We start from the raw sequence: 17567 nt of genomic DNA on the forward strand, positions 1-17567 counted from the left end.
TGACCCTAAACCTGCATTTGCCCGCTTGCCACCCCGCGAGCACCTGCCTATAGGGCGCGCCTTGCCTCGGCCCACAGCTTTTTGCGAGCATGGTGGGCACGACACGGTCGGGGAGTAGCTCAGCCTGGTAGAGCACTGTCTTCGGGAGGCAGGGGCCGGAGGTTCAGATCCTCTCTCCCCGACCAGATTTCTCAAACCCAGAATTCTCAAACAATGTCGTTCGCGATCACGCCCAGCAAGATCGTTGCCGCGCCCAAGCCAAGCGACAAGTGCCAGCGCAGCCGCATGAAGCCGGCATCCGCCAATCTAAGCCAGCGATCGACCAGCGGGCTCAGGGCAATGAATACGCCCAGATAGAGCAAGGCAGGTCCCGGCCATTCCCAGCCGAAGGTCCACGGCAGGAACAGCGCCAGCGAAATCAGGCTGGGCAGGACAGACACAACATAGACGCCGGCCGTCGATCGACCCTTGGCCAGCGCCTGCCCCCACCACACGCCGCCCAGGAAGCTGAAGATCAACGCGGCGTAGGCAAACCCGCCCGCGATCGCGACATAGCTCTTCTCGCCGCCATCCCATGACAGTAGCAGCGCCAGCATTTGCGGCAGAAGACCGGCATACCCAAGCGAGCGCGCACTCCTCGGAAGTGTTTCCTGTTCCATGCCTGCTCAATCGCTGCGGACGCGGGCCGTTCCCCGCCCCTGCCAAATTGCGAGTTTGCCGACAGTCGCGACTTGGCGCAATCTGCCGCAATGAACCTGTTCGATTTAAGCGGGAAGACCGCAGTCATCACCGGCGGCAATAGCGGCATTGGCCTCGCCTTCGCGCGTGGCCTCGTGAAATCGGGCGCCGACGTGGCGATCTGGGCTCGCAACGAGGGCAAGAACGCGGCGGCGGTTGAAGAACTGAACGCCTTGGGCGGCGGCACTGCAGCAGCCTTTCCCTGCGATGTGGTTGAGGAACAGCAGATCGCCGATGCTATGGCGGCCACGCTCGACCGCTTCGCCAAGGTCGATATCTGCTTCGCCAATGCCGGGATCGGTCAAGGCATGGCGCTGCCTGAGATGACCGCAGAGGCGTGGGACCGGGTAATGGCCGTGAACGCGCGGGGCCCGGCGCTGACTTATCGCTATGTCACGGAGCACATGATCGCGCGCGGCGAAGGGGGAAAACTGATCGCTACGTCGTCAGGCCAGTCGATCATGGGGGTCAATCGCAGCTCCAACTACGCCGCCTCCAAGGCAGCGGTAAACGGCCTCACACGTGCGGCAGCGTTCGAGCTGGCCCGCCACAAGATCACCGCCAATGCGCTGCTGTTCGGCTTTTACGAGACCGATCTCACCGCACAATCCGATCCGCGTTTTGCCGAATGGATGACGAAGCGCATTCCCCTACGCCGCTTCGGCGACCACGAGGGGCTGGAAGGCCTCGCGGTGTTCTTTGCCTCGCCCCACAGCGATTACATCACCGGCCAATGCCTGCCGGTCGATGGCGGGCTCTGCATCAGTTGACCAGGATTTCGGAACAGGGAGCGCGCCCGATCATTGGGCCAGCGTGAAGCGCTGTTCCAACCTGCCCGCCGCCAATGGCTGACGATCGCGACGATGCGCGCTACCGCGCCGTGCCCAGTTCCCGCCTGGGGCGTGTAGCCGGCTTCGGGCGACTTGCTGGCGGCATTGCCGGCGGGATGATGGCGGAAGGCGCGCGGCGCCTGGCCAGCGGAGAGCGGATTTCGGCGGAAGACCTGCTGTTTACCCCCGGCAATGCGCGGCGGCTGGCCGACCGGCTTTCGCATCTGCGCGGGGCGGCGATGAAGCTGGGCCAGATGATCAGCATGGACGCGGGCGACTTCCTGCCGCCAGAGCTTTCGGAAATCCTTGCCACGCTGCGTAACCAGGCCAATTTCATGCCCGCCCGCCAGCTCGACAAGGTGCTGAGCGAGGAATGGGGCAAGGATTGGCGCAAGCAGTTCCGCTGGTTCAATCCGCGGCCGATCGCCGCCGCCTCGATCGGGCAAGTGCACAAGGCGCTCACCCGCGAGGGCGAGGAACTGGCGATCAAGGTGCAATACCCGGGTGTTGCCGCCAGCATCGATGCCGATGTCGACAACGTCGCGACGCTGCTGCGCATGTCGGGCCTGTTGCCCGAACAGCTCGACATGGAACCGCTCCTGCGCGCGGCCAAGGAGCAGCTGAAGGAAGAAGCCGATTACCTGCGTGAAGGTGAGCAGATGCGCCTTTATGCGCAGCGCATGGCGGGCAATCCGTCCTTTGTCGTCCCCACACTCCACGAAAGGCTGACGCGCAAACGCATTCTGGCGATGAGCTTTGAAGAGGGGATCGCGATCGAAGCGCTCGCCGCCGAACCGCAAGAGTTGCGCAACGAGGTGTTCGGACGCGTTGTCCACCTTGTGCTGCGCGAGCTGTTCGAATTCGGCGCGATGCAGACCGATCCCAATTTCGCGAATTATCGCTATCGCCGCAGCGAAGGTGCGATCGTGCTGCTCGATTTCGGTGCTGCGCGCGATATCGAACCGCACGTCTCGGACGGATACCGGCGATTGCTGGCGGCAGGCCTGACCGGCGATCCGGACAAGGTGCGCGCAGAGGCTCTGGCGATCGGCTTCATCAACGAAGCAGTGGTTGCCCGCCAGCGCGAGCGGGTCGACCGGATGATCGGGATAGTCACGAGCGAAATGAACCGCGATGCGCCGTTCGACTTCGGCAACCGCGCTTTCGTGCCTTTGTTGCGGGAGGAAGGCATGGCCATCGCCGAGGACAAGCAGAGTTGGCATATCCCGCCCGCCGAAACGCTGTTCGTGCAGCGCAAGGTCAGCGGCACCGCGCTGCTCGGCGCGCGGCTCAAGGCAGTGGTGAATATCCGTGCACTGGTCGAACAAATGCTGCAGGAATGCCCGGCATGACCCGCCCTGCCATCCTGTTCGTCTGCCTCGGCAATATCTGCCGCTCGCCGCTCGCCGAAGCGGCGTTCCGCATGGTGGCAGACGAGCATGGGCTCGATGCGCATGCGGACAGCGCCGGCACCGCCACTTATCATGTCGGCGAGCCGCCCGATCCGCGTTCGATCGCGACTGCCCAAGCTTGCGGGATCGACATCACCCACTATCGCGGGCGGCAGATCGCGGTCGAGGATTTCCACCGCTTCACCCATATCTTCGCGATGGACCACCAGAACCTGCGCAATATTGAGGCAATCCGCCCGGCTGATGGTAGCGCTCATGTCTCACTGCTGCTCGATATTGTCGAGGGCCGCGAAGGCGCAGCCATCGCCGATCCCTATTACGATGGTGAAGAGCGGTTCGAAGATACCTGGGCGGATGTCGAAATGGCCGCGCGGGCGCTCGTGGCACGGCTGCTCGCAGCCTAACCGCCCCGCAGTAGCTGCACGCCCCAGTCGCGTTCGAACAGGTACAGCAGCAGCCGCGCCGCCTGCCCGCGTTCACTGGCGAGGCCGCCGTCACGCTCGATCAGCAGCCGGGCATCCGCATGCGCGGCGGGCAGCAGCCGCGTAATCTGCTCCAGCTCGGCCACGCGGAACGGCGTATCGCCCGATTGCCGCGTGCCCAGCAGCTCGCCGCCGCCGCGCAGCTCCAGATCCTCTTCGGCGATGCGGAACCCGTCCTGCGTTTCGCGCATCAGCGCCAGGCGCCGCTTGGCGGTTTCCGACAGGGCATTGCCGCGCAACAGCAGGCATACCGCCTGCTCGCTGCCGCGCCCCACGCGGCCGCGCAATTGATGCAACTGGGCCAATCCGAACTGTTCGGCCTGTTCGACCACCACAAGCGTGGCGTTGGGCACGTCGACCCCGACCTCGATCACCGTGGTTGCGACCATCAGCTTGGCCTCGCCTGCCACGAAGCGCTCCATCGCCGCGTCCTTCACTTCGGGCGGCTGCTGGCCATGGACGAGCACGACATCGTCTCCGAACCGCTCCTTCAGCGCGGCATAGCGCGCTTCGGCAGCAGCCAGATCGGCGACTTCGCTTTCATGGACCATCGGGCAAACCCAGAAGGCCTGCTGACCGGTCTCCAGATGCCGGGCGATGCCATCGACGATCTCGCCCATCCGGTCGACCGACATCACCCGCGTGAGGATCGGTTTGCGCCCAGGCGGCATCTCGTCGAGCTTGCTGACGTCCATCTCGCCATATTGCGCAAGGGTGAGCGTGCGCGGGATCGGCGTCGCGGTCATCGCCAGCGTGTGCGGGGACATCCTGCCCTTGCTCGCCAGTTGCAGTCGCTGTGCCACACCAAAGCGGTGCTGCTCGTCGATCACGACCAGCCCCAGATCCTTGTAATTGACCGTGTCCTGGAAGATCGCGTGGGTGCCGATCACGATGTCGATGGACCCATCGAGCAGGCCCATCAGGATGCTTTCGCGCGCCCTGCCCTTGTCGCGCCCGGTCAGCAAAGCCACTTCGACCCCGGTGGGGGCGGCCATGCTGCGGATCGTCTCGAAATGCTGGCGCGCGAGGATCTCGGTTGGTGCCAGCAGCGCCGCCTGCTTCCCCGCCTCGTTCGCAATCAGCATGGCATAGAGCGCGACCACCGTCTTGCCCGCGCCGACATCACCCTGCAGCAGCCGCAGCATCGGCGCGTCCTGCGCCAAATCGCCTTCGATCTCGCCTATCGAGCGCCGTTGCGCGCCGGTTAGCGGAAACGGCAGCTGGAGCTTGTCCCGCAAGTGCCCATCGCCCTTCAGCGGCTGCCCCTTGCGGCGGCGATTATCCGCACGCACCAGCATCAGCGCCAGGCTGTTCGCCAGCATCTCGTCATAGGCGAGCCGGTCGCGCGCCGAGGGACTTTCGCCCTTGTGCGCCAGTTGCAGCGCATCGCGCCAAGCGGGCCATCCGGCGCGCTCGGACTGGGTCGGCTCGATCCACTCGGGCAGCTCGGGCAGCCGCGCCAGCGCCTGCTGCGCCAGCCCCGCGATCCGAGGCTGCGTCAAGCCTTCCGACAGGCGATAGACCGGCTCGTTAAGCCGCGCGAGCGTCGCCCCGCCTTCGCTTTCGATGTGGTCCGGATGGACGATCTGCAGCATGTCGCCGTAGCGATCGAGCCGGCCCGCGACCCAGCGCTTCTCGCCCACCGGCAACTGCTTCTTGGCGCTGTAGGACGCGCGCCCGAAATAGGTCAGCGCGCAATAGTTGCCAACGCTGTCCTGCGCCAGCACGCGATAGGGACCGCGATTGTTGCGCGCCGCACGGTGCTCCACCGGGGTGAGCGCGATCACGATCTGCTCACCCTCGCCGGCATCGTCGAGCGATTCCACAGCGCGGCGCGACACGAACCGTTCCGGCAAGTGATAGGCGATGTCGCGCACCCGTGTGAGCCCGAGCTTCTCCAGCGGCTTACGCAGCTTCGGCCCGACACCTTCAAGCGCGTCGGTCTCGACGAACAGCGGGTTGAGGGCTTCGGGGCGCATGCCGCTGTTATAGCCGCTTGCGCGCCTCGTGTGAGTCCCCTACCCGCCGCTTATGCCCGACGCCCTGACATTCGAAGCCCGTCTTGCCCGTGCAAAATTCCGTGCCTGGCATCGCGGCACGCGCGAAGCTGATTTCATGATCGGCGGGTTCTTTGATCGCTACCATACGCAATGGAACGAAGCCGAACTGCGCTGGTTCGAAGCCCTGCTCGATGAAGACGATGTCGACGTGATGGCCTGGGCGCTCAAGACCCAGCCGGTGCCGCACGCCTTTTCCGGCCCGCAGATGGAGCTGATGCAACAACTCGACTATGTCGATATTCCGCGCTAACCCGCTGATTTTCCATGCCTGACCTTTCGCGTTTTCTTTCAGCCAAGACTCCGCTCACGCTCGCATCGGTGGCGCGCGGAGCGCAGCCGCTGGTGATGAGCGACCTCGCGCGGGCGGCAAAGGGGCGCGCGGTCTTCATCGCCGCCGATGACGCCGCGATGCGATCGGTCGCCGATGCGGCGCGTTTCTTCGCCCCCGAATTGGACGTGATCGAATTCCCGGCGTGGGATTGTCTGCCCTATGACCGCGCCAGCCCGGCCTTGTCAGTCAGTGCGCGCCGCCTCGCCGCGCTGCACCGGCTTCAGGCGGGCAAGAGCGGTAACCAGCTGCTGGTGACAACCGCCAATGCGCTGCTCCAGCGCGTGCTTACCCCGTTCCGCATTCGCGAAAGCGTACGCGAGTTCAAACCCGGCACCACCATCGGCCATCAATCGCTCTCCGCCCTGCTGCAGCGGCAAGGCTATTCCCGGACTGACACCGTAGTCGATCACGGGGAATATGCGTTGCGCGGATCGATCATCGACATCTTCCCGTCTAGCCTGGAGCAGGGCCTGCGGCTCGATTTCTTCGGCGATGAGCTTGAGAGCTTGCGGCTGTTCGATCCCAACACGCAGATGACGGTCGGCACGCTTGATCGCCACCTGTTGTTGCCCGCGAGCGAGGCCTTGCTCGACGAGGACAGCATCAAGCGCTTCCGCAGCCGCTATCGCGAACTGTTCGGTGCGGCGGCGACGCAGGACCCGCTCTACGAAGCTGTCAGCGACGGACGCCGGCTTGCAGGGATGGAGCACTGGCTGCCTTTGTTCGAGGAGCGCCTCGCCACCATCTTCAACTACCTCGCGCCGGAGGATGTGGTGGTGATCGACAGCGGTGCGATCGGCGCCGCTGAAGAGCGCTTCAAGGACGTGGCCGATTATCACCAGGCCCGCAAGAAGACCGCCGGGCAGGCGGCCGGCAGCTACCGCCCCTTGAGCGAAGCCGCGCTCTATCTCGAAAGCGGTGAATTCCACGCCCTGCTGGCCGAACATACTGTGCACCGCAGCGTGATCTTCGCCGAACCGGAAAGCGATCGCGTGGTCGATTTCGGCTTCTCGTCTGCACGTGATTTCGCGCCTGATCGTGCGCGCGGGGACAACATCTATTCGATCGCGGCGCAGCACCTCAATGCGCTCGCAAAATCGGGCAAGCGCCCGATCATTGCCGCGTACTCTACCGGCAGCCGTGCGCGGATCACTTCTATCCTGGGCGAAGCAGGATGCACGGTCGAACTGGCCGACAGCTGGCAGCAGGTGCTAGGCGCCAGCGCCAAAGGCAAGCCGGTCGCCACTGTCCTGCCGCTGGAGACCGGCTTCGCCAATGCCGAGTTGGAGCTGCTGACCGAGCAGGATATACTCGGCGATCGGCTGGTCCGCCGCAAGAAGCGCCGCAAGGATTCAGACGCCTTCCTCGCGGAACTGCAGTCGCTCAGCCGCGGCGACCTGGTTGTCCATGTCGAGCATGGTATCGGCAAATACCTCGGCCTTGAACCGATCACCGTCGGGAAAAGCAAACACGACTGCGTAATGCTGGAGTATCGCGGCGGCGACAAACTCTACATTCCGGTCGAGAATATCGACGTGCTCAGCCGCTATGGCAGCAGCGAAGAGGCGGTCATGCTTGACCGGCTCGGCGGCGAAGGCTGGCAGAAACGCCGCGCACGGCTGAAGGAGCGGATCCGCGAAATAGCGGGCGAGCTGATGCAGATCGCCGCGCAGCGCGCGCTCAAGAAAGCCCCGGTGCTGGAACCCGAACCGTCAAGCTACAACCAGTTCGTCGAGAAATTCCCGTGGGAGGAAACCGACGACCAGGATGCCGCCATCGCCGACGTTTTGCGCGACCTGGAAGGCGGCAGACCGATGGATAGGCTCGTGTGCGGCGACGTAGGCTTCGGCAAGACGGAAGTGGCCTTGCGGGCCGCTTTCGTAGCGGCGATGAACGGCCAGCAGGTGGCGGTGGTGGCGCCCACCACCCTTCTCGCGCGCCAGCACTACAGCAACTTCGCTGAGCGTTTTTCCGGTTTCCCGCTCAAGGTCGGGCGGCTTTCCCGCCTCGTTCCGGCCAAGGAAATGGCGGAGACCCGCGAAGGGCTGGAAAAGGGAGACATCGACATCGTGATCGGCACCCATGCCATCCTTTCGAAGAGCACGAAATTCCGCAACCTGGGCCTGGTGATCGTCGATGAGGAACAGCGTTTCGGGGTGAACCACAAGGAACGACTGAAGCAGCTGCGCGCCGACGTACATGTGCTCACCCTCACTGCCACCCCGATCCCGCGCACGCTGCAGATGGCGATGAGCGGGCTGCGCGAGCTTTCCACCATCCAGACCCCGCCGGTCGACCGGCTGGCGGTGCGGACATACGTGATGGAATGGGATGACATGGTGATGCGCGAGGCTCTGCTGCGCGAGCATCACCGCGGCGGGCAGAGCTTCATCGTCGTACCGCGTATTTCCGATATGGCCGAGGTCGAGGAATGGCTGCGCGAAAATGTGCCGGAGGTGAAAAGCATCTCCGCGCACGGGCAAATGGGCGCCGGCGAGGTCGAAGAGCGGATGAGCGCCTTCTATGACCGCAAATATGACGTGCTGCTCTCGACCACGATCGTCGAGAGCGGGCTCGACATCCCCAGCGCGAATACGATCATCATCCACCGCGCCGACCGTTTCGGCCTGGCCCAGCTCTACCAGCTGCGCGGGCGTGTCGGCCGCGCCAAGCTGCGTGCCTATGCCTACCTTACCTATGACAAGGACGTGCAGCTGTCCGAAATCGCCGAGAAGCGGCTGAAGGTGCTGGGCGATCTCGATTCGCTCGGCGCCGGGTTCCAGCTCGCCAGCCATGATCTGGACCTTCGCGGCGCCGGGAACCTGCTCGGTGACGAACAGTCGGGCCATATCCGCGAGGTCGGCTTCGAGCTTTACCAGTCGATGCTGGAGGACGCGATCCTTGCCGCCAAGGCCGGCGAAGCGGGGCTTGCAGCATCGCGCGATACAGTGAGCCCGCAGATCACCGTCGATGCGCCGATCATGATCCCTGAGGAATATGTGCCTGACCTGGCAGTGCGCATGGCACTCTATCGCCGCCTCAATGACGCCAAGGACAAGGCCGAGATCGAGGCGATGGCGGCCGAGATGATCGACCGCTTCGGCCCGCTACCCGATGCCACCGCGAACCTGGTCAAGCTTATCGAGATCAAGCACCAGGCGATCGCCGCAAACATCGCCAAGATCGATGTCGGCGCGCGCGGCACGCTGGTGAGTTTCCACCTTGACGATTTCCCCGATCCGGCGGGCCTGCTGGCTTATGTCGACCGGCTCAAAGGCACCGCCCGGCTGCGGCCTGACATGAAGCTGGTGATCGACCGTGCCTGGGGCGATCCGCAAAGTCGCCTCAACGGGCTGTTCCAGCTGACCAAGGGGCTTTCGGCGATCGTGAAAAAGGCGGCGAAGGCCGCGGCCTAAACGGCGAGCTGCTCAACCAGTTCGTCGTGGCGCACCGGTGGCGAACCCAGGAACCCCTGCCAGCTGGCACATCCCTCGCCGATGACGACATCACGCTGGTCTGCGTGCTCGATACCCTCGGCCACCACCTCCAGTTCCAGCACTTTCGCCAGGGTTACAATCGCCCGCAACACCGCACGATCACGCTCGCTCGCGGCAATGCCCTGCACCATCGAACGGTCTAGCTTGAGTGCGTCGAGCGGCAGGCGCTTGAGATAGTCGAAATTGCAGAAGCCCGCGCCGAAATCGTCGAGCGCGATCCGCACACCCAGTTCGCGCAAAGGGGCAATTCGGCGCGCCGCAAGGTCGAGATCGTCGAGCAGGAGCTCCTCGGTGATCTCCAGCGTCACCAGCTGAGGATTGATCCCGGCGGCCGCCAGATCGGCGCTCAGTTGGCTGATCAAGCCCCCGCCCAAAAGCTGCCGAGCCGGAATATTCAGTGACAGCCCCAAACCCTCCGGCCAATTCGCGGCCTGGCGGATCGCCAATGACACCAGGTGTTCCGCCAATTTCTCCCTCAGACCTGCCTTGGCCGCGAGATCGAACAGCGCCTGCGCGCCGATTTCACCGAAAACCGCGTGCTGCCAGCGCGCCAGCGCCTCGGCAGAGACGATACGCCCGGTCACACACGAATATATCGGCTGGAACCTAATCTCGACCTGGCCAAGCCGCAGGGCAAGCTCCAGCTCATCGGCAAGCTCGCCCGAATCGCGCGCAAACAACGCTGATTGCGCGCCTTTCTGGCCGGTTCGCTCGAGGATGGTCATGCCCATTGCCATACACGCATCGCGCGCTACCTGCCCGCAAAGAATCCCTTCCGTTGAAAAATGGCACAACCCGCCATAGGGAGGATATCCGGCAAGCGGGCGAAAGGGACCTCGGATTGGCCAAAGTGCAAGAATTCGAACGCATTGCCCTGATCGCTTCGGATACGGAGCGGGCGCAGGCTGCCTTTGCCGAATTGCTGCCAACCCGCAATTGGGCGCCGCTGGATGATGCAGAGGCGGTGGTCGTGCTGGGCGGCGACGGCTTCATGCTGCAAACGCTCCACGCCATGCTTGAAAATGGACGCGTGATCCCCGCTTACGGCGTCAACCTTGGGACGGTCGGCTTCCTGATGAACCGTCATCGCGCGGGCAGCGACATCTGCAAGCGGATCGCCCGCGCCCGCTCGATCGCGATTGCGCCGCTGTGCATGGACGCGGTGACGCAGGACAATGGCCGGCACCGATTCTTCGCCATCAACGAAGTCTCGCTGCTGCGCGAAACCCGCCAGACCGCCAAGATCGAAGTCACCGTGGATGACAAGGTTCGTATCGCCGAGCTGGTGTGTGACGGCGTGCTGGTGTCGACCCCGGCCGGATCGACCGCCTACAATTTGTCCGCCAATGGCCCGATCCTGCCGCTCGATTCGCAACTGCTGGCGCTGACACCGATCAGCCCCTTCCGCCCGCGCCGCTGGCGCGGGGCGATCCTGCCAGACCGCAGCACGATCAAGCTCACCGTGCGTGAACCGCACAAGCGCCCGGTTTCGGTCGTCGCCGACCAGAAGGAAGTGCGCGACATCGCCGAAGTCTCGCTCGCCATCGCCCGCGAGTGCGAGCTAACCCTGCTGTTCGACCCGGGCCATGCGCTCGACGAACGGATCGTTTCAGAGCAGTTCGTGGTCTAGCGCTGCGGCGCGGCAAAAGTCGCAAACTGGCTCTTGCCAAACGAATCCGCCGCCCATATAGGCGCACCCCTGCCTTCGGGCTGCTCCCCGATAGCTCAGCGGTAGAGTAGGTGACTGTTAATCACTTGGTCGTTGGTTCGAATCCAACTCGGGGAGCCATTCAGCAGCTTCGGGCCCATTAAGCGCCAAGCAGCAGCCTTCCACCCACCCAGATCACCAGCGCCGCTGTCAGCCAGCGGATGATCCGTTGCGGCAGGAATTTAACAGCCAACAGGCTGCCGATCTGCCCTCCGACTGCCACCGCGATCAGCAGCGCCAGACCGCCATAAACCGCACCACCCAGCAATCCGGTGCCATTCTTGAGCAATTGCCCGGCAAGGCCAAACAGCGAATTTACCAGGATGAACAGGCTGGCCGTCGCGGCGATAGCGCGGGCATTGTTCCAGCGCGTGAGGTGCAGCAGGGGCGCCAGGAAAATGCCGCCGCCGATACCCACCAACCCAGCTAGATAGCCCAGCGGTGCTGCCGCAACCGGCACCATGCGCGCCATTGGGTGCGGCTGGCCTTCATGCTCGTTTGCGATCGGCAGCAGCATCGTGACGCCTGTCAGCAACAGGCTCGCACCGAGCAGCAGCATGAATGTTTCCTGCTTGATCGGGGTCAGACCGCCGAGGAATGCCGCAGGCGCCGCCAGCGCGGTCAGCAGGATTGCGCCGCGCCATGGCGTGACCTTCGCCCGCGCAAACCGAACCGTGCTGCCCGCCACCACCACGATGTTGCAGGCCAGCGCCAGTACCGGCAGCAGGCGATAATCGAGGCCCGACAGCGCCAATAGCGCCGCATAGGTTGAGCCGCCGCCGAAACCGACGGCGGCGTACAACAGCGCCGTGACGAAGAATGCCGCAATCAGCGCAAACGGGACCAGGCCGCTCATTCAGCCGATCCCGCCTGGCCCATCAGCCTTGCAGGATTATTCGGCGGCCGCACTGCCGCCAGCAGCCCCGTGGCAATGCTTGTACTTGTTGCCCGAACCACAGGGGCACGGCGCATTCCGGCTGATATCGAGGCCTTCGAAGGGGTTGTCCGTGTTCGATCCGCCGGGGCCGAAGGCCGCACGCGGGCTGCCCGCCAGCGAACCGAACAGTTCGGGCCGCTCCGCCGAACCATCGAGGTCAGCGGAATTGTCCAGCCCGCTGAAGGGATCGATATGGCCGGTGAGGAATTCCGGCAGGTCCGGCAGGGCCTGCGGCTCGGGCCGCTGGATCCGCAGCTCGGACTTGACCAGGATCTTGGTCACATCTTCGCGCAGGGTGTCGAGCATGTTCTCGAACAGGCCGAAGGCTTCCTGCTTGTACTCGTTGATCGGCTGCTTCTGCGCAATCCCGCGCATCCAGATCACCTGGCGCAGCGCGTCGAGCGTGGCGAGGTGTTCTTTCCAGTGATAATCGAGCCGCTCGAGCAGGACCGACTTTTCGACCTGGCGCCAGATCGAAGGATCGGATTCGGCGATCTTGCCCTCCATGATTTCGTCCGCCGCGGCACGGATCCGCTCTTCGAGCAGTTCCGGCTCGACCTGGTCTTCTTCCAGCCAGTCATCGATCGGCGGAGTGAGGCCGAAGATTTCCTCGACCTTCTCCTTCAGCCCGGCAACGTCCCACTGCTCAGGGTATGATCCCGGCGGGCAAGCGGTGCCGACCAGGGCGTTGACGGTGTCGTGGCGCATGTCTTCGACCACATCGTCGACCCGGTCGGCCTCCATGATCTCGCCGCGCTGCTCGTAGATGACCTTGCGCTGATCGTTCATCACGTCGTCGTACTGGACGACCTGCTTGCGCACTTCGTAGTTGCGCGCTTCGACCTTCTTCTGCGCGGTCTCGATCGCCTTGGAGAGCCATTTCGAACCGATCGCCTCGCCATCGGCAAGGTTCGAATTCATCATCTTGGCGAACAGTGTGTCCGGCCCGAAGATGCGCAGCAGATCGTCCTCAAGGCAAAGGTAAAAGCGGCTGAGGCCGGGGTCGCCCTGACGGCCCGAGCGGCCGCGCAGCTGGTTATCGATGCGGCGGCTTTCGTGACGCTCGGTGCCGAGCACGAACAGACCGCCCGCCTCCAGCACTTTCTTCTTTTCCGCCGCGACTTCGGCCTTGATCCGGTCAATCTCAAGCTGCCGCTTGGGATCGTCTTCGGCCATATCGCCCAATTCGTCCTGGATGCGGAATTCGACATTGCCGCCCAGCTGGATGTCGGTGCCGCGGCCGGCCATGTTGGTGGCGATGGTCACTGCGCCAAGCCGCCCCGCCTGCGCCACAATATGCGCTTCCTGCTCGTGGAAACGGGCATTGAGCACCGCGTGCTTGACGCCTTCCTTGTCAAGGAACTGGCTCAAAAGCTCGGACTTCTCGATCGAGACCGTACCGACCAGCACCGGCTGGCCGATCTCGTTCTTCTCCTTGATCGCCTTGGCAATGGCAGCAAACTTGTCGAGCGTGTTCTTGTAGAACTCGTCCTCCTCGTCGATCCGCTGGACCGGGACATTGGTCGGGATCTCGACCACATTCATCTTGTAGATGTCCCAGAATTCCGCGGCCTCGGTGGCGGCCGTGCCGGTCATGCCCGACAGCTTGGGATACATGCGGAAATAGTTCTGGAAGGTGATCGAGGCCATGGTCTGGTTCTCGGGCTCGATCTTCACGCCTTCCTTGGCTTCGACCGCCTGGTGCAGGCCGTTCGACCAGCGGCGCCCGTCCATCATGCGGCCGGTGAATTCGTCGATGATGACGACCTTGTTGTCCTTCACGATGTAGTCGGTGTCGCGCTTGAACATGATGTTCGCCTTCAGCGCCTGGTCCAGGTGGTGGACCACCTGCGTATTCTCGACATCGTAGAGATTTTCGGTGGCGAGCAGGCCGCGCTCGATAAGGATCTTCTCGATCTCGTCCGTGCCTTCCTCGGTCAGCTGGATGTTGCGGGTCTTCTCGTCCTTTTCATACCAGTCTTCGGGAATGCCTTTCACCACCTCGTCGAGCGCGACGTAGAGCTCGCTCTTGTCCTCGGTCGGGCCGGAAATGATCAGCGGGGTACGTGCTTCGTCGATCAGGATCGAATCGACCTCGTCAACGATCGCGTAATTGAACGGGCGCTGCACCATCTGGTCGCGCGAGTGCTTCATGTTGTCGCGCAGGTAGTCAAAGCCGAGTTCGTTGTTCGTGGCATAGGTGATGTCGGAATTGTAGGCTTCGCGGCGCTGGTATTCGTTGAGGTTGGGCACGATCACACCCACGCTCAGGCCCAGCCAGTTGTGCAGTTGCCCCATCCATTCTGCGTCGCGGCGGGCCAGGTAATCGTTGACGGTAACGACGTGAACGCCCTTGCCTTCGATCGCGTTGAGATAGGTGGCAAGCGTCGCCACCAACGTCTTGCCCTCACCCGTGCGCATCTCGGAAATTTCGCCGCGGTGAAGCACGATCCCGCCGATCATCTGGACATCGAAATGGCGCATGCCGAGCACGCGGACCGATGCTTCGCGCACGGTGGCGAAGGCTTCAGGCAGGATATCGTCAAGCGTGGCGCCAGCTTCGAGCTGGCCACGGAACTTGGCAGTCTGGGCCTTCAGCTCGTCATCCGAAAGAGCCTGCATCTGCGGCTCCAACGCATTGATCTGGTTGACGATCTTGCCGAGTGACTTGACGTAACGGTCATTGGAAGAACCGAACAGCGATTTGGCGATTGTTTGAAACATGGAAAGGGTCCTGTCGGGACATGATGTGTAGGAATTGCAGCCGCGCGCATAAGGCGCAGGCTGCCGGAATTTCGACGGAAAATGAGGTTAGGGCGCTATTCGTAAGCGCGGTCGATGCCGAACAGCACCGGCGGCCGCAGCACGCGCTTGACGCGCTTGGCCGGCTTGTCAGCCTTGTCAGCCTCATCAGGGCGGCTGCTGGCTTCATCGTCGCGGCAAGGGCGACGGTCATCGGCGTGATCTTCAGCCGTATCGGCCGCTACGCCAATCTCGCAATTGAGCGCTTCCAGAACCGACGCGTTCGCAGGTGCGCCGAATGCGGCGAGCCCCGTTAACAGCGCAATGCAGGTCAGAAAGCGTCCCAACATGGCGCCTAGATACGCGCTCTTCTTCAATTCGTCCACTACCCAAGGCGGATTTACTGTGCGGCCCCGGCAAGCTAGCGCGGAATGATGGAAAACGCCGTTTCGCCCCTTGCTCACCCGTTCCCCGATGACATGCCCGATATCGCGGGGGTTACGCTGCGTGTTGCACGCGCGCGCTACAAGAATTGGGACCGTGTTGACCTGACCTATGCCGAGCTGTGCGAGGGTACGCACGTAGCCGGCGTGTTCACTACCAGCGCCTGTGCGTCGAGCGAAGTCGAAATGGGTCGCGAGCAGGTGAAGCAAGGCATCGCCCGCGCGCTGATCGTCAACGCGGGCAATTCCAACGCTTTCACCGGCTATCGCGGGCGCGAGGCGGTAAAACAGATCGTGGACCAGGTGGCTGCGCATCTCGGCTGCGCGCCGGGCGAGGTTTTCGTGTCTTCAACCGGTGTGATCGGTGTGCCGCTGCCCAAGGACAAGGCGCTCGCCGGGGTAGCCGCCGCGCTTGAGGCCGGGCCATGCAGCTGGGAAGACGCCGCGCTCGCCATCTCCACCACGGACACCTTCGCCAAGGGGGCAAACGCCAGTGCGATGATCGGTGGCACGCGGGTGGAACTGGCGGGGATCATCAAGGGCAGCGGGATGATCGCGCCCGACATGGCGACCATGCTGGGCTATATCTTCACCGACGCCGCAGTCGAGCCAGCGTTTCTCCAGCAACTGCTGACGCAGGCCAATCGCCAGACCTTCTCCTGCATCACGGTCGATGGCGATACCTCGACCAGCGACACAGTGATGGCCTTCGCGACCGGCAAGGCTGGCAATGCGCCCTTGGCTTCGTTCGACGATCCTGGTGCAGATGCCTTTGCCGCCGCGTTGACCGATCTGTGCCGCCAACTCGCCCAGCTAGTGGTGCGCGATGGCGAAGGCGCGAGCAAGTTCATCGCGATCCGAGTATCAGGCGCCGCTAGTGACGAAAGCGCCCACCGGATCGGCATGGCCATCGCCAATTCGCCGCTGGTCAAGACCGCCATCGCGGGCGAAGACGCCAATTGGGGCCGCGTCGTCATGGCTGTGGGCAAGGCCGGCGAACCGGCCGATCGTGACAGACTGTCGATTGCATTCGGCGGCATCTGGACGGCTAGGAACGGCTTGCCGGTCGAAAATTATGACGAAGCGCCGGTTGCGGCGCATCTGAAGGGACAGGAAATCGATATCGCCGTGGACCTTGGCCTGGGTGAAGGCCGCGCAACCGTATGGACCTGCGATCTCACCCACGGCTATATCTCGATCAACGCGGATTATCGCTCTTGAACCAGCTTGATGCCGCAGTGCTGCGCCTGATGCGCGACGTAGGTGAACGCGTGATCCTGCCGCGTTTCCAGAACCTTGCGCAGCACGAAATCGACGAGAAGGCGGCAGACGACTTCGTCACCGTGGCCGATCACGAAGCGGAGGAAATGCTCGAAGCGGGACTTGCGGCGATCGATCCCTCGCTGGCGATTGTCGGCGAAGAGGCCGCGCATGCGAACAATGGCGTGCTCGACCAGCTCTCGCATGATTGCTGGATCGTCGATCCGCTCGATGGCACGCACAATTTCGCGCATGGCAAGCCGCCCTTCGGCATCATCATCGCGCAGGCGAGCGGGGGCGAGTGCCAGTCCGGCTGGATCTACGATTGCCTGTCAGGCCGTTTCTGCCACGCGCATCGTGGAAAAGGCGCGTTTGTGAACGGCGAGCGCATTGCCGCGCGCACCACCGGCGAAAATCCGCCGGTTGCAGCGATCTCGCGGATTTTCCTCACCGAAGAGCAGCGCGCACTGGTCGATGCCAGGCTCGCGCCGTTCTATCGCCTGGTCGATATTCCGCGCTGCGCGGCGGAGCAGTATCCGCGGCTGGCGCTGGGCGAGAACGATATCTCCAGCTTCAAACGCACGCTGGCGTGGGACCATGCCGCCGGGGTGCTGTGGCTCAACGAATCCGGCGGAAAGGCCGCGCGGCTCGACGGCAGCGCCTATCGCGTCGATGAGCACGACAAGCCGGGCCTGATCGGTGCATCAAGCCCGGCCTTGTGGGATGAGTTCGCCGAGCGCGCGCTCGGCGATTGATCGCTTAGAGTTCGCCTTCGAGCCAGGCCTTGAGCGCGCTCTTGGGCCGCGCACCGGTCAGGCTCGCAGCCGGCTTGCCGTCCTTGTAGAGCACGAGGAAGGGAATGCCCTGTACCCCCAGCTGGCCCGGCACATCGGGGTTTTCCATGATGTCCATCTTGGCGATGGTGACCTGGCCGGCCAGCTCGTCGCTGATTTCCTCCAGCGCGGGCGCGATCATCTTGCAGGGGCCGCACCAGTCGGCCCAGAAGTCGACCAGCACGGGCTTGTCGGCTTCGATCACATCGCTCTGGAAGCTGGCATCGGTGACATTGACGGTTGCCATGGGCAATCTCCTGATTGTTCGTTGGGTCCTAGTTAGGGTGTTTTGCG

At 63.6% G+C, this 17567-nt stretch carries 15 protein-coding genes and 2 tRNA genes; 10 read left to right on the forward strand and 7 right to left on the reverse strand.

Annotation, left to right across the window (positions count from 1 at the left end; all coding sequences use genetic code 11):
- Nucleotides 1–108: 108 nt before the first annotated feature.
- Nucleotides 109–185 (forward strand) — tRNA-Pro (locus tag G6N82_RS02075).
- A gap of 21 nt (nucleotides 186–206) precedes the next feature.
- Here the strand turns inward: G6N82_RS02075 and G6N82_RS02080 are convergent.
- Complete coding sequence (locus G6N82_RS02080) at nucleotides 207–659, reverse strand: DUF3429 domain-containing protein (RefSeq protein ID WP_165193238.1); 453 nt, start codon at nucleotides 657–659, stop codon at nucleotides 207–209.
- A gap of 90 nt (nucleotides 660–749) precedes the next feature.
- Between G6N82_RS02080 and G6N82_RS02085 the strand changes: the two genes are divergently transcribed.
- The 3 genes from G6N82_RS02085 (at nucleotide 750) to G6N82_RS02095 (ending at nucleotide 3384) form a co-directional block, all read left to right on the forward strand.
- Nucleotides 750–1508, forward strand: coding sequence for an SDR family oxidoreductase (locus tag G6N82_RS02085; RefSeq protein WP_165193240.1), 759 nt, complete (start codon nucleotides 750–752; stop codon nucleotides 1506–1508).
- A gap of 74 nt (nucleotides 1509–1582) precedes the next feature.
- A complete protein-coding gene (locus G6N82_RS02090; RefSeq protein ID WP_165193242.1) occupies nucleotides 1583–2920 on the forward strand; it encodes an AarF/ABC1/UbiB kinase family protein in 1338 nt (445 codons plus the stop codon).
- Nucleotides 2917–3384, forward strand: a complete 468-nt coding sequence (locus G6N82_RS02095) for a low molecular weight protein-tyrosine-phosphatase (protein ID WP_165193244.1) — start codon at nucleotides 2917–2919, stop codon at nucleotides 3382–3384. The genes G6N82_RS02090 and G6N82_RS02095 overlap by 4 nt, the downstream gene beginning before the upstream one ends.
- On the opposite strand, the gene recG is transcribed toward G6N82_RS02095, so the two are convergent.
- Nucleotides 3381–5441 (reverse strand): ATP-dependent DNA helicase RecG, encoded by a 2061-nt coding sequence (gene recG / locus G6N82_RS02100; protein ID WP_165193247.1) that lies wholly within the window; start codon nucleotides 5439–5441, stop codon nucleotides 3381–3383. The genes G6N82_RS02095 and recG overlap by 4 nt on opposite strands.
- A 52-nt stretch (nucleotides 5442–5493) precedes the next feature.
- Between recG and G6N82_RS02105 the strand changes: the two genes are divergently transcribed.
- On the forward strand, nucleotides 5494–5772 hold the full coding sequence (locus G6N82_RS02105) for a succinate dehydrogenase assembly factor 2 (protein ID WP_165193250.1): 279 nt from the start codon (nucleotides 5494–5496) through the stop codon (nucleotides 5770–5772).
- Between the two features lie 14 nt (nucleotides 5773–5786).
- Nucleotides 5787–9269, forward strand: coding sequence for a transcription-repair coupling factor (gene mfd / locus G6N82_RS02110; protein ID WP_165193253.1), 3483 nt, complete (start codon nucleotides 5787–5789; stop codon nucleotides 9267–9269).
- On the opposite strand, the gene G6N82_RS02115 is transcribed toward mfd, so the two are convergent.
- Nucleotides 9266–10075 carry an EAL domain-containing protein gene (locus tag G6N82_RS02115; protein WP_206520276.1) on the reverse strand — a complete coding sequence of 270 codons (810 nt, stop codon included), beginning with the start codon at nucleotides 10073–10075 and terminating at the stop codon, nucleotides 9266–9268. The two genes, mfd and G6N82_RS02115, sit on opposite strands and share 4 nt — an antisense overlap.
- 116 nt (nucleotides 10076–10191) lie before the next feature.
- Here G6N82_RS02115 and G6N82_RS02120 point away from each other — a divergent pair, with 116 nt between their 5' ends.
- Both G6N82_RS02120 and G6N82_RS02125 read left to right on the forward strand, forming a co-directional pair.
- Entirely contained in the window at nucleotides 10192–10980 is a 789-nt protein-coding gene (locus G6N82_RS02120) for an NAD kinase (RefSeq protein WP_241255161.1), read from the forward strand.
- An 84-nt stretch (nucleotides 10981–11064) separates the two neighbouring features.
- Nucleotides 11065–11139 (forward strand) — tRNA-Asn (locus G6N82_RS02125).
- 19 nt (nucleotides 11140–11158) lie between these two features.
- Here the strand turns inward: G6N82_RS02125 and G6N82_RS02130 are convergent.
- The 3 genes from G6N82_RS02130 to G6N82_RS02140 all read right to left on the reverse strand — a co-directional run bounded on the left by G6N82_RS02130 (nucleotide 11159) and on the right by G6N82_RS02140 (nucleotide 15087).
- Nucleotides 11159–11914 (reverse strand): sulfite exporter TauE/SafE family protein, encoded by a 756-nt coding sequence (locus G6N82_RS02130; protein ID WP_165193259.1) that lies wholly within the window; start codon nucleotides 11912–11914, stop codon nucleotides 11159–11161.
- Nucleotides 11915–11950: 36 nt separating this feature from the next.
- A complete protein-coding gene (secA, locus tag G6N82_RS02135) occupies nucleotides 11951–14719 on the reverse strand; it encodes a preprotein translocase subunit SecA (protein WP_165193261.1) in 2769 nt (922 codons plus the stop codon).
- 95 nt (nucleotides 14720–14814) lie between these two features.
- Complete coding sequence (locus G6N82_RS02140) at nucleotides 14815–15087, reverse strand: hypothetical protein (protein ID WP_206520277.1); 273 nt, start codon at nucleotides 15085–15087, stop codon at nucleotides 14815–14817.
- An 84-nt stretch (nucleotides 15088–15171) separates the two neighbouring features.
- On the opposite strand from G6N82_RS02140, the gene argJ reads away from it, so the two are divergent.
- Both argJ and G6N82_RS02150 read left to right on the forward strand, forming a co-directional pair.
- Nucleotides 15172–16401 carry a bifunctional glutamate N-acetyltransferase/amino-acid acetyltransferase ArgJ gene (gene argJ / locus G6N82_RS02145; protein ID WP_165193267.1) on the forward strand — a complete coding sequence of 410 codons (1230 nt, stop codon included), beginning with the start codon at nucleotides 15172–15174 and terminating at the stop codon, nucleotides 16399–16401.
- On the forward strand, nucleotides 16398–17195 hold the full coding sequence (locus G6N82_RS02150) for an inositol monophosphatase family protein (RefSeq protein WP_346773745.1): 798 nt from the start codon (nucleotides 16398–16400) through the stop codon (nucleotides 17193–17195). Before argJ ends, G6N82_RS02150 begins: the two co-directional genes overlap by 4 nt.
- A 4-nt stretch (nucleotides 17196–17199) precedes the next feature.
- On the opposite strand, the gene trxA is transcribed toward G6N82_RS02150, so the two are convergent.
- Nucleotides 17200–17520: a thioredoxin gene (gene trxA, locus G6N82_RS02155; protein ID WP_165193271.1), complete on the reverse strand. Its 321-nt coding sequence runs from the start codon at nucleotides 17518–17520 to the stop codon at nucleotides 17200–17202.
- Between the last annotated feature and the right edge of the window lie 47 nt (nucleotides 17521–17567).

The organism is Altererythrobacter sp. BO-6 (genome assembly GCF_011047315.1).
Taxonomy (GTDB): Bacteria; Pseudomonadota; Alphaproteobacteria; order Sphingomonadales; family Sphingomonadaceae; genus Erythrobacter.

Excerpts from the sequence above, each read along its gene's own strand:
- recG (WP_165193247.1), bottom strand. The coding sequence starts at position 5,441 with ATGCGCCCCGAAGCCCTCAACCCGCTGTTCGTCGAGACCGACGCGCTT.
- G6N82_RS02105 (WP_165193250.1), top strand. The coding sequence starts at position 5,494 with ATGCCCGACGCCCTGACATTCGAAGCCCGTCTTGCCCGTGCAAAATTC.
- mfd (WP_165193253.1), top strand. The coding sequence starts at position 5,787 with ATGCCTGACCTTTCGCGTTTTCTTTCAGCCAAGACTCCGCTCACGCTC.
- G6N82_RS02115 (WP_206520276.1), bottom strand. The coding sequence starts at position 10,075 with ATGACCATCCTCGAGCGAACCGGCCAGAAAGGCGCGCAATCAGCGTTG.
- G6N82_RS02085 (WP_165193240.1), top strand. The coding sequence starts at position 750 with ATGAACCTGTTCGATTTAAGCGGGAAGACCGCAGTCATCACCGGCGGC.
- G6N82_RS02080 (WP_165193238.1), bottom strand. The coding sequence starts at position 659 with ATGGAACAGGAAACACTTCCGAGGAGTGCGCGCTCGCTTGGGTATGCC.
- trxA (WP_165193271.1), bottom strand. The coding sequence starts at position 17,520 with ATGGCAACCGTCAATGTCACCGATGCCAGCTTCCAGAGCGATGTGATC.
- G6N82_RS02095 (WP_165193244.1), top strand. The coding sequence starts at position 2,917 with ATGACCCGCCCTGCCATCCTGTTCGTCTGCCTCGGCAATATCTGCCGC.
- G6N82_RS02090 (WP_165193242.1), top strand. The coding sequence starts at position 1,583 with ATGGCTGACGATCGCGACGATGCGCGCTACCGCGCCGTGCCCAGTTCC.
- G6N82_RS02130 (WP_165193259.1), bottom strand. The coding sequence starts at position 11,914 with ATGAGCGGCCTGGTCCCGTTTGCGCTGATTGCGGCATTCTTCGTCACG.
- secA (WP_165193261.1), bottom strand. The coding sequence starts at position 14,719 with ATGTTTCAAACAATCGCCAAATCGCTGTTCGGTTCTTCCAATGACCGT.
- argJ (WP_165193267.1), top strand. The coding sequence starts at position 15,172 with ATGGAAAACGCCGTTTCGCCCCTTGCTCACCCGTTCCCCGATGACATG.
- G6N82_RS02140 (WP_206520277.1), bottom strand. The coding sequence starts at position 15,087 with ATGTTGGGACGCTTTCTGACCTGCATTGCGCTGTTAACGGGGCTCGCC.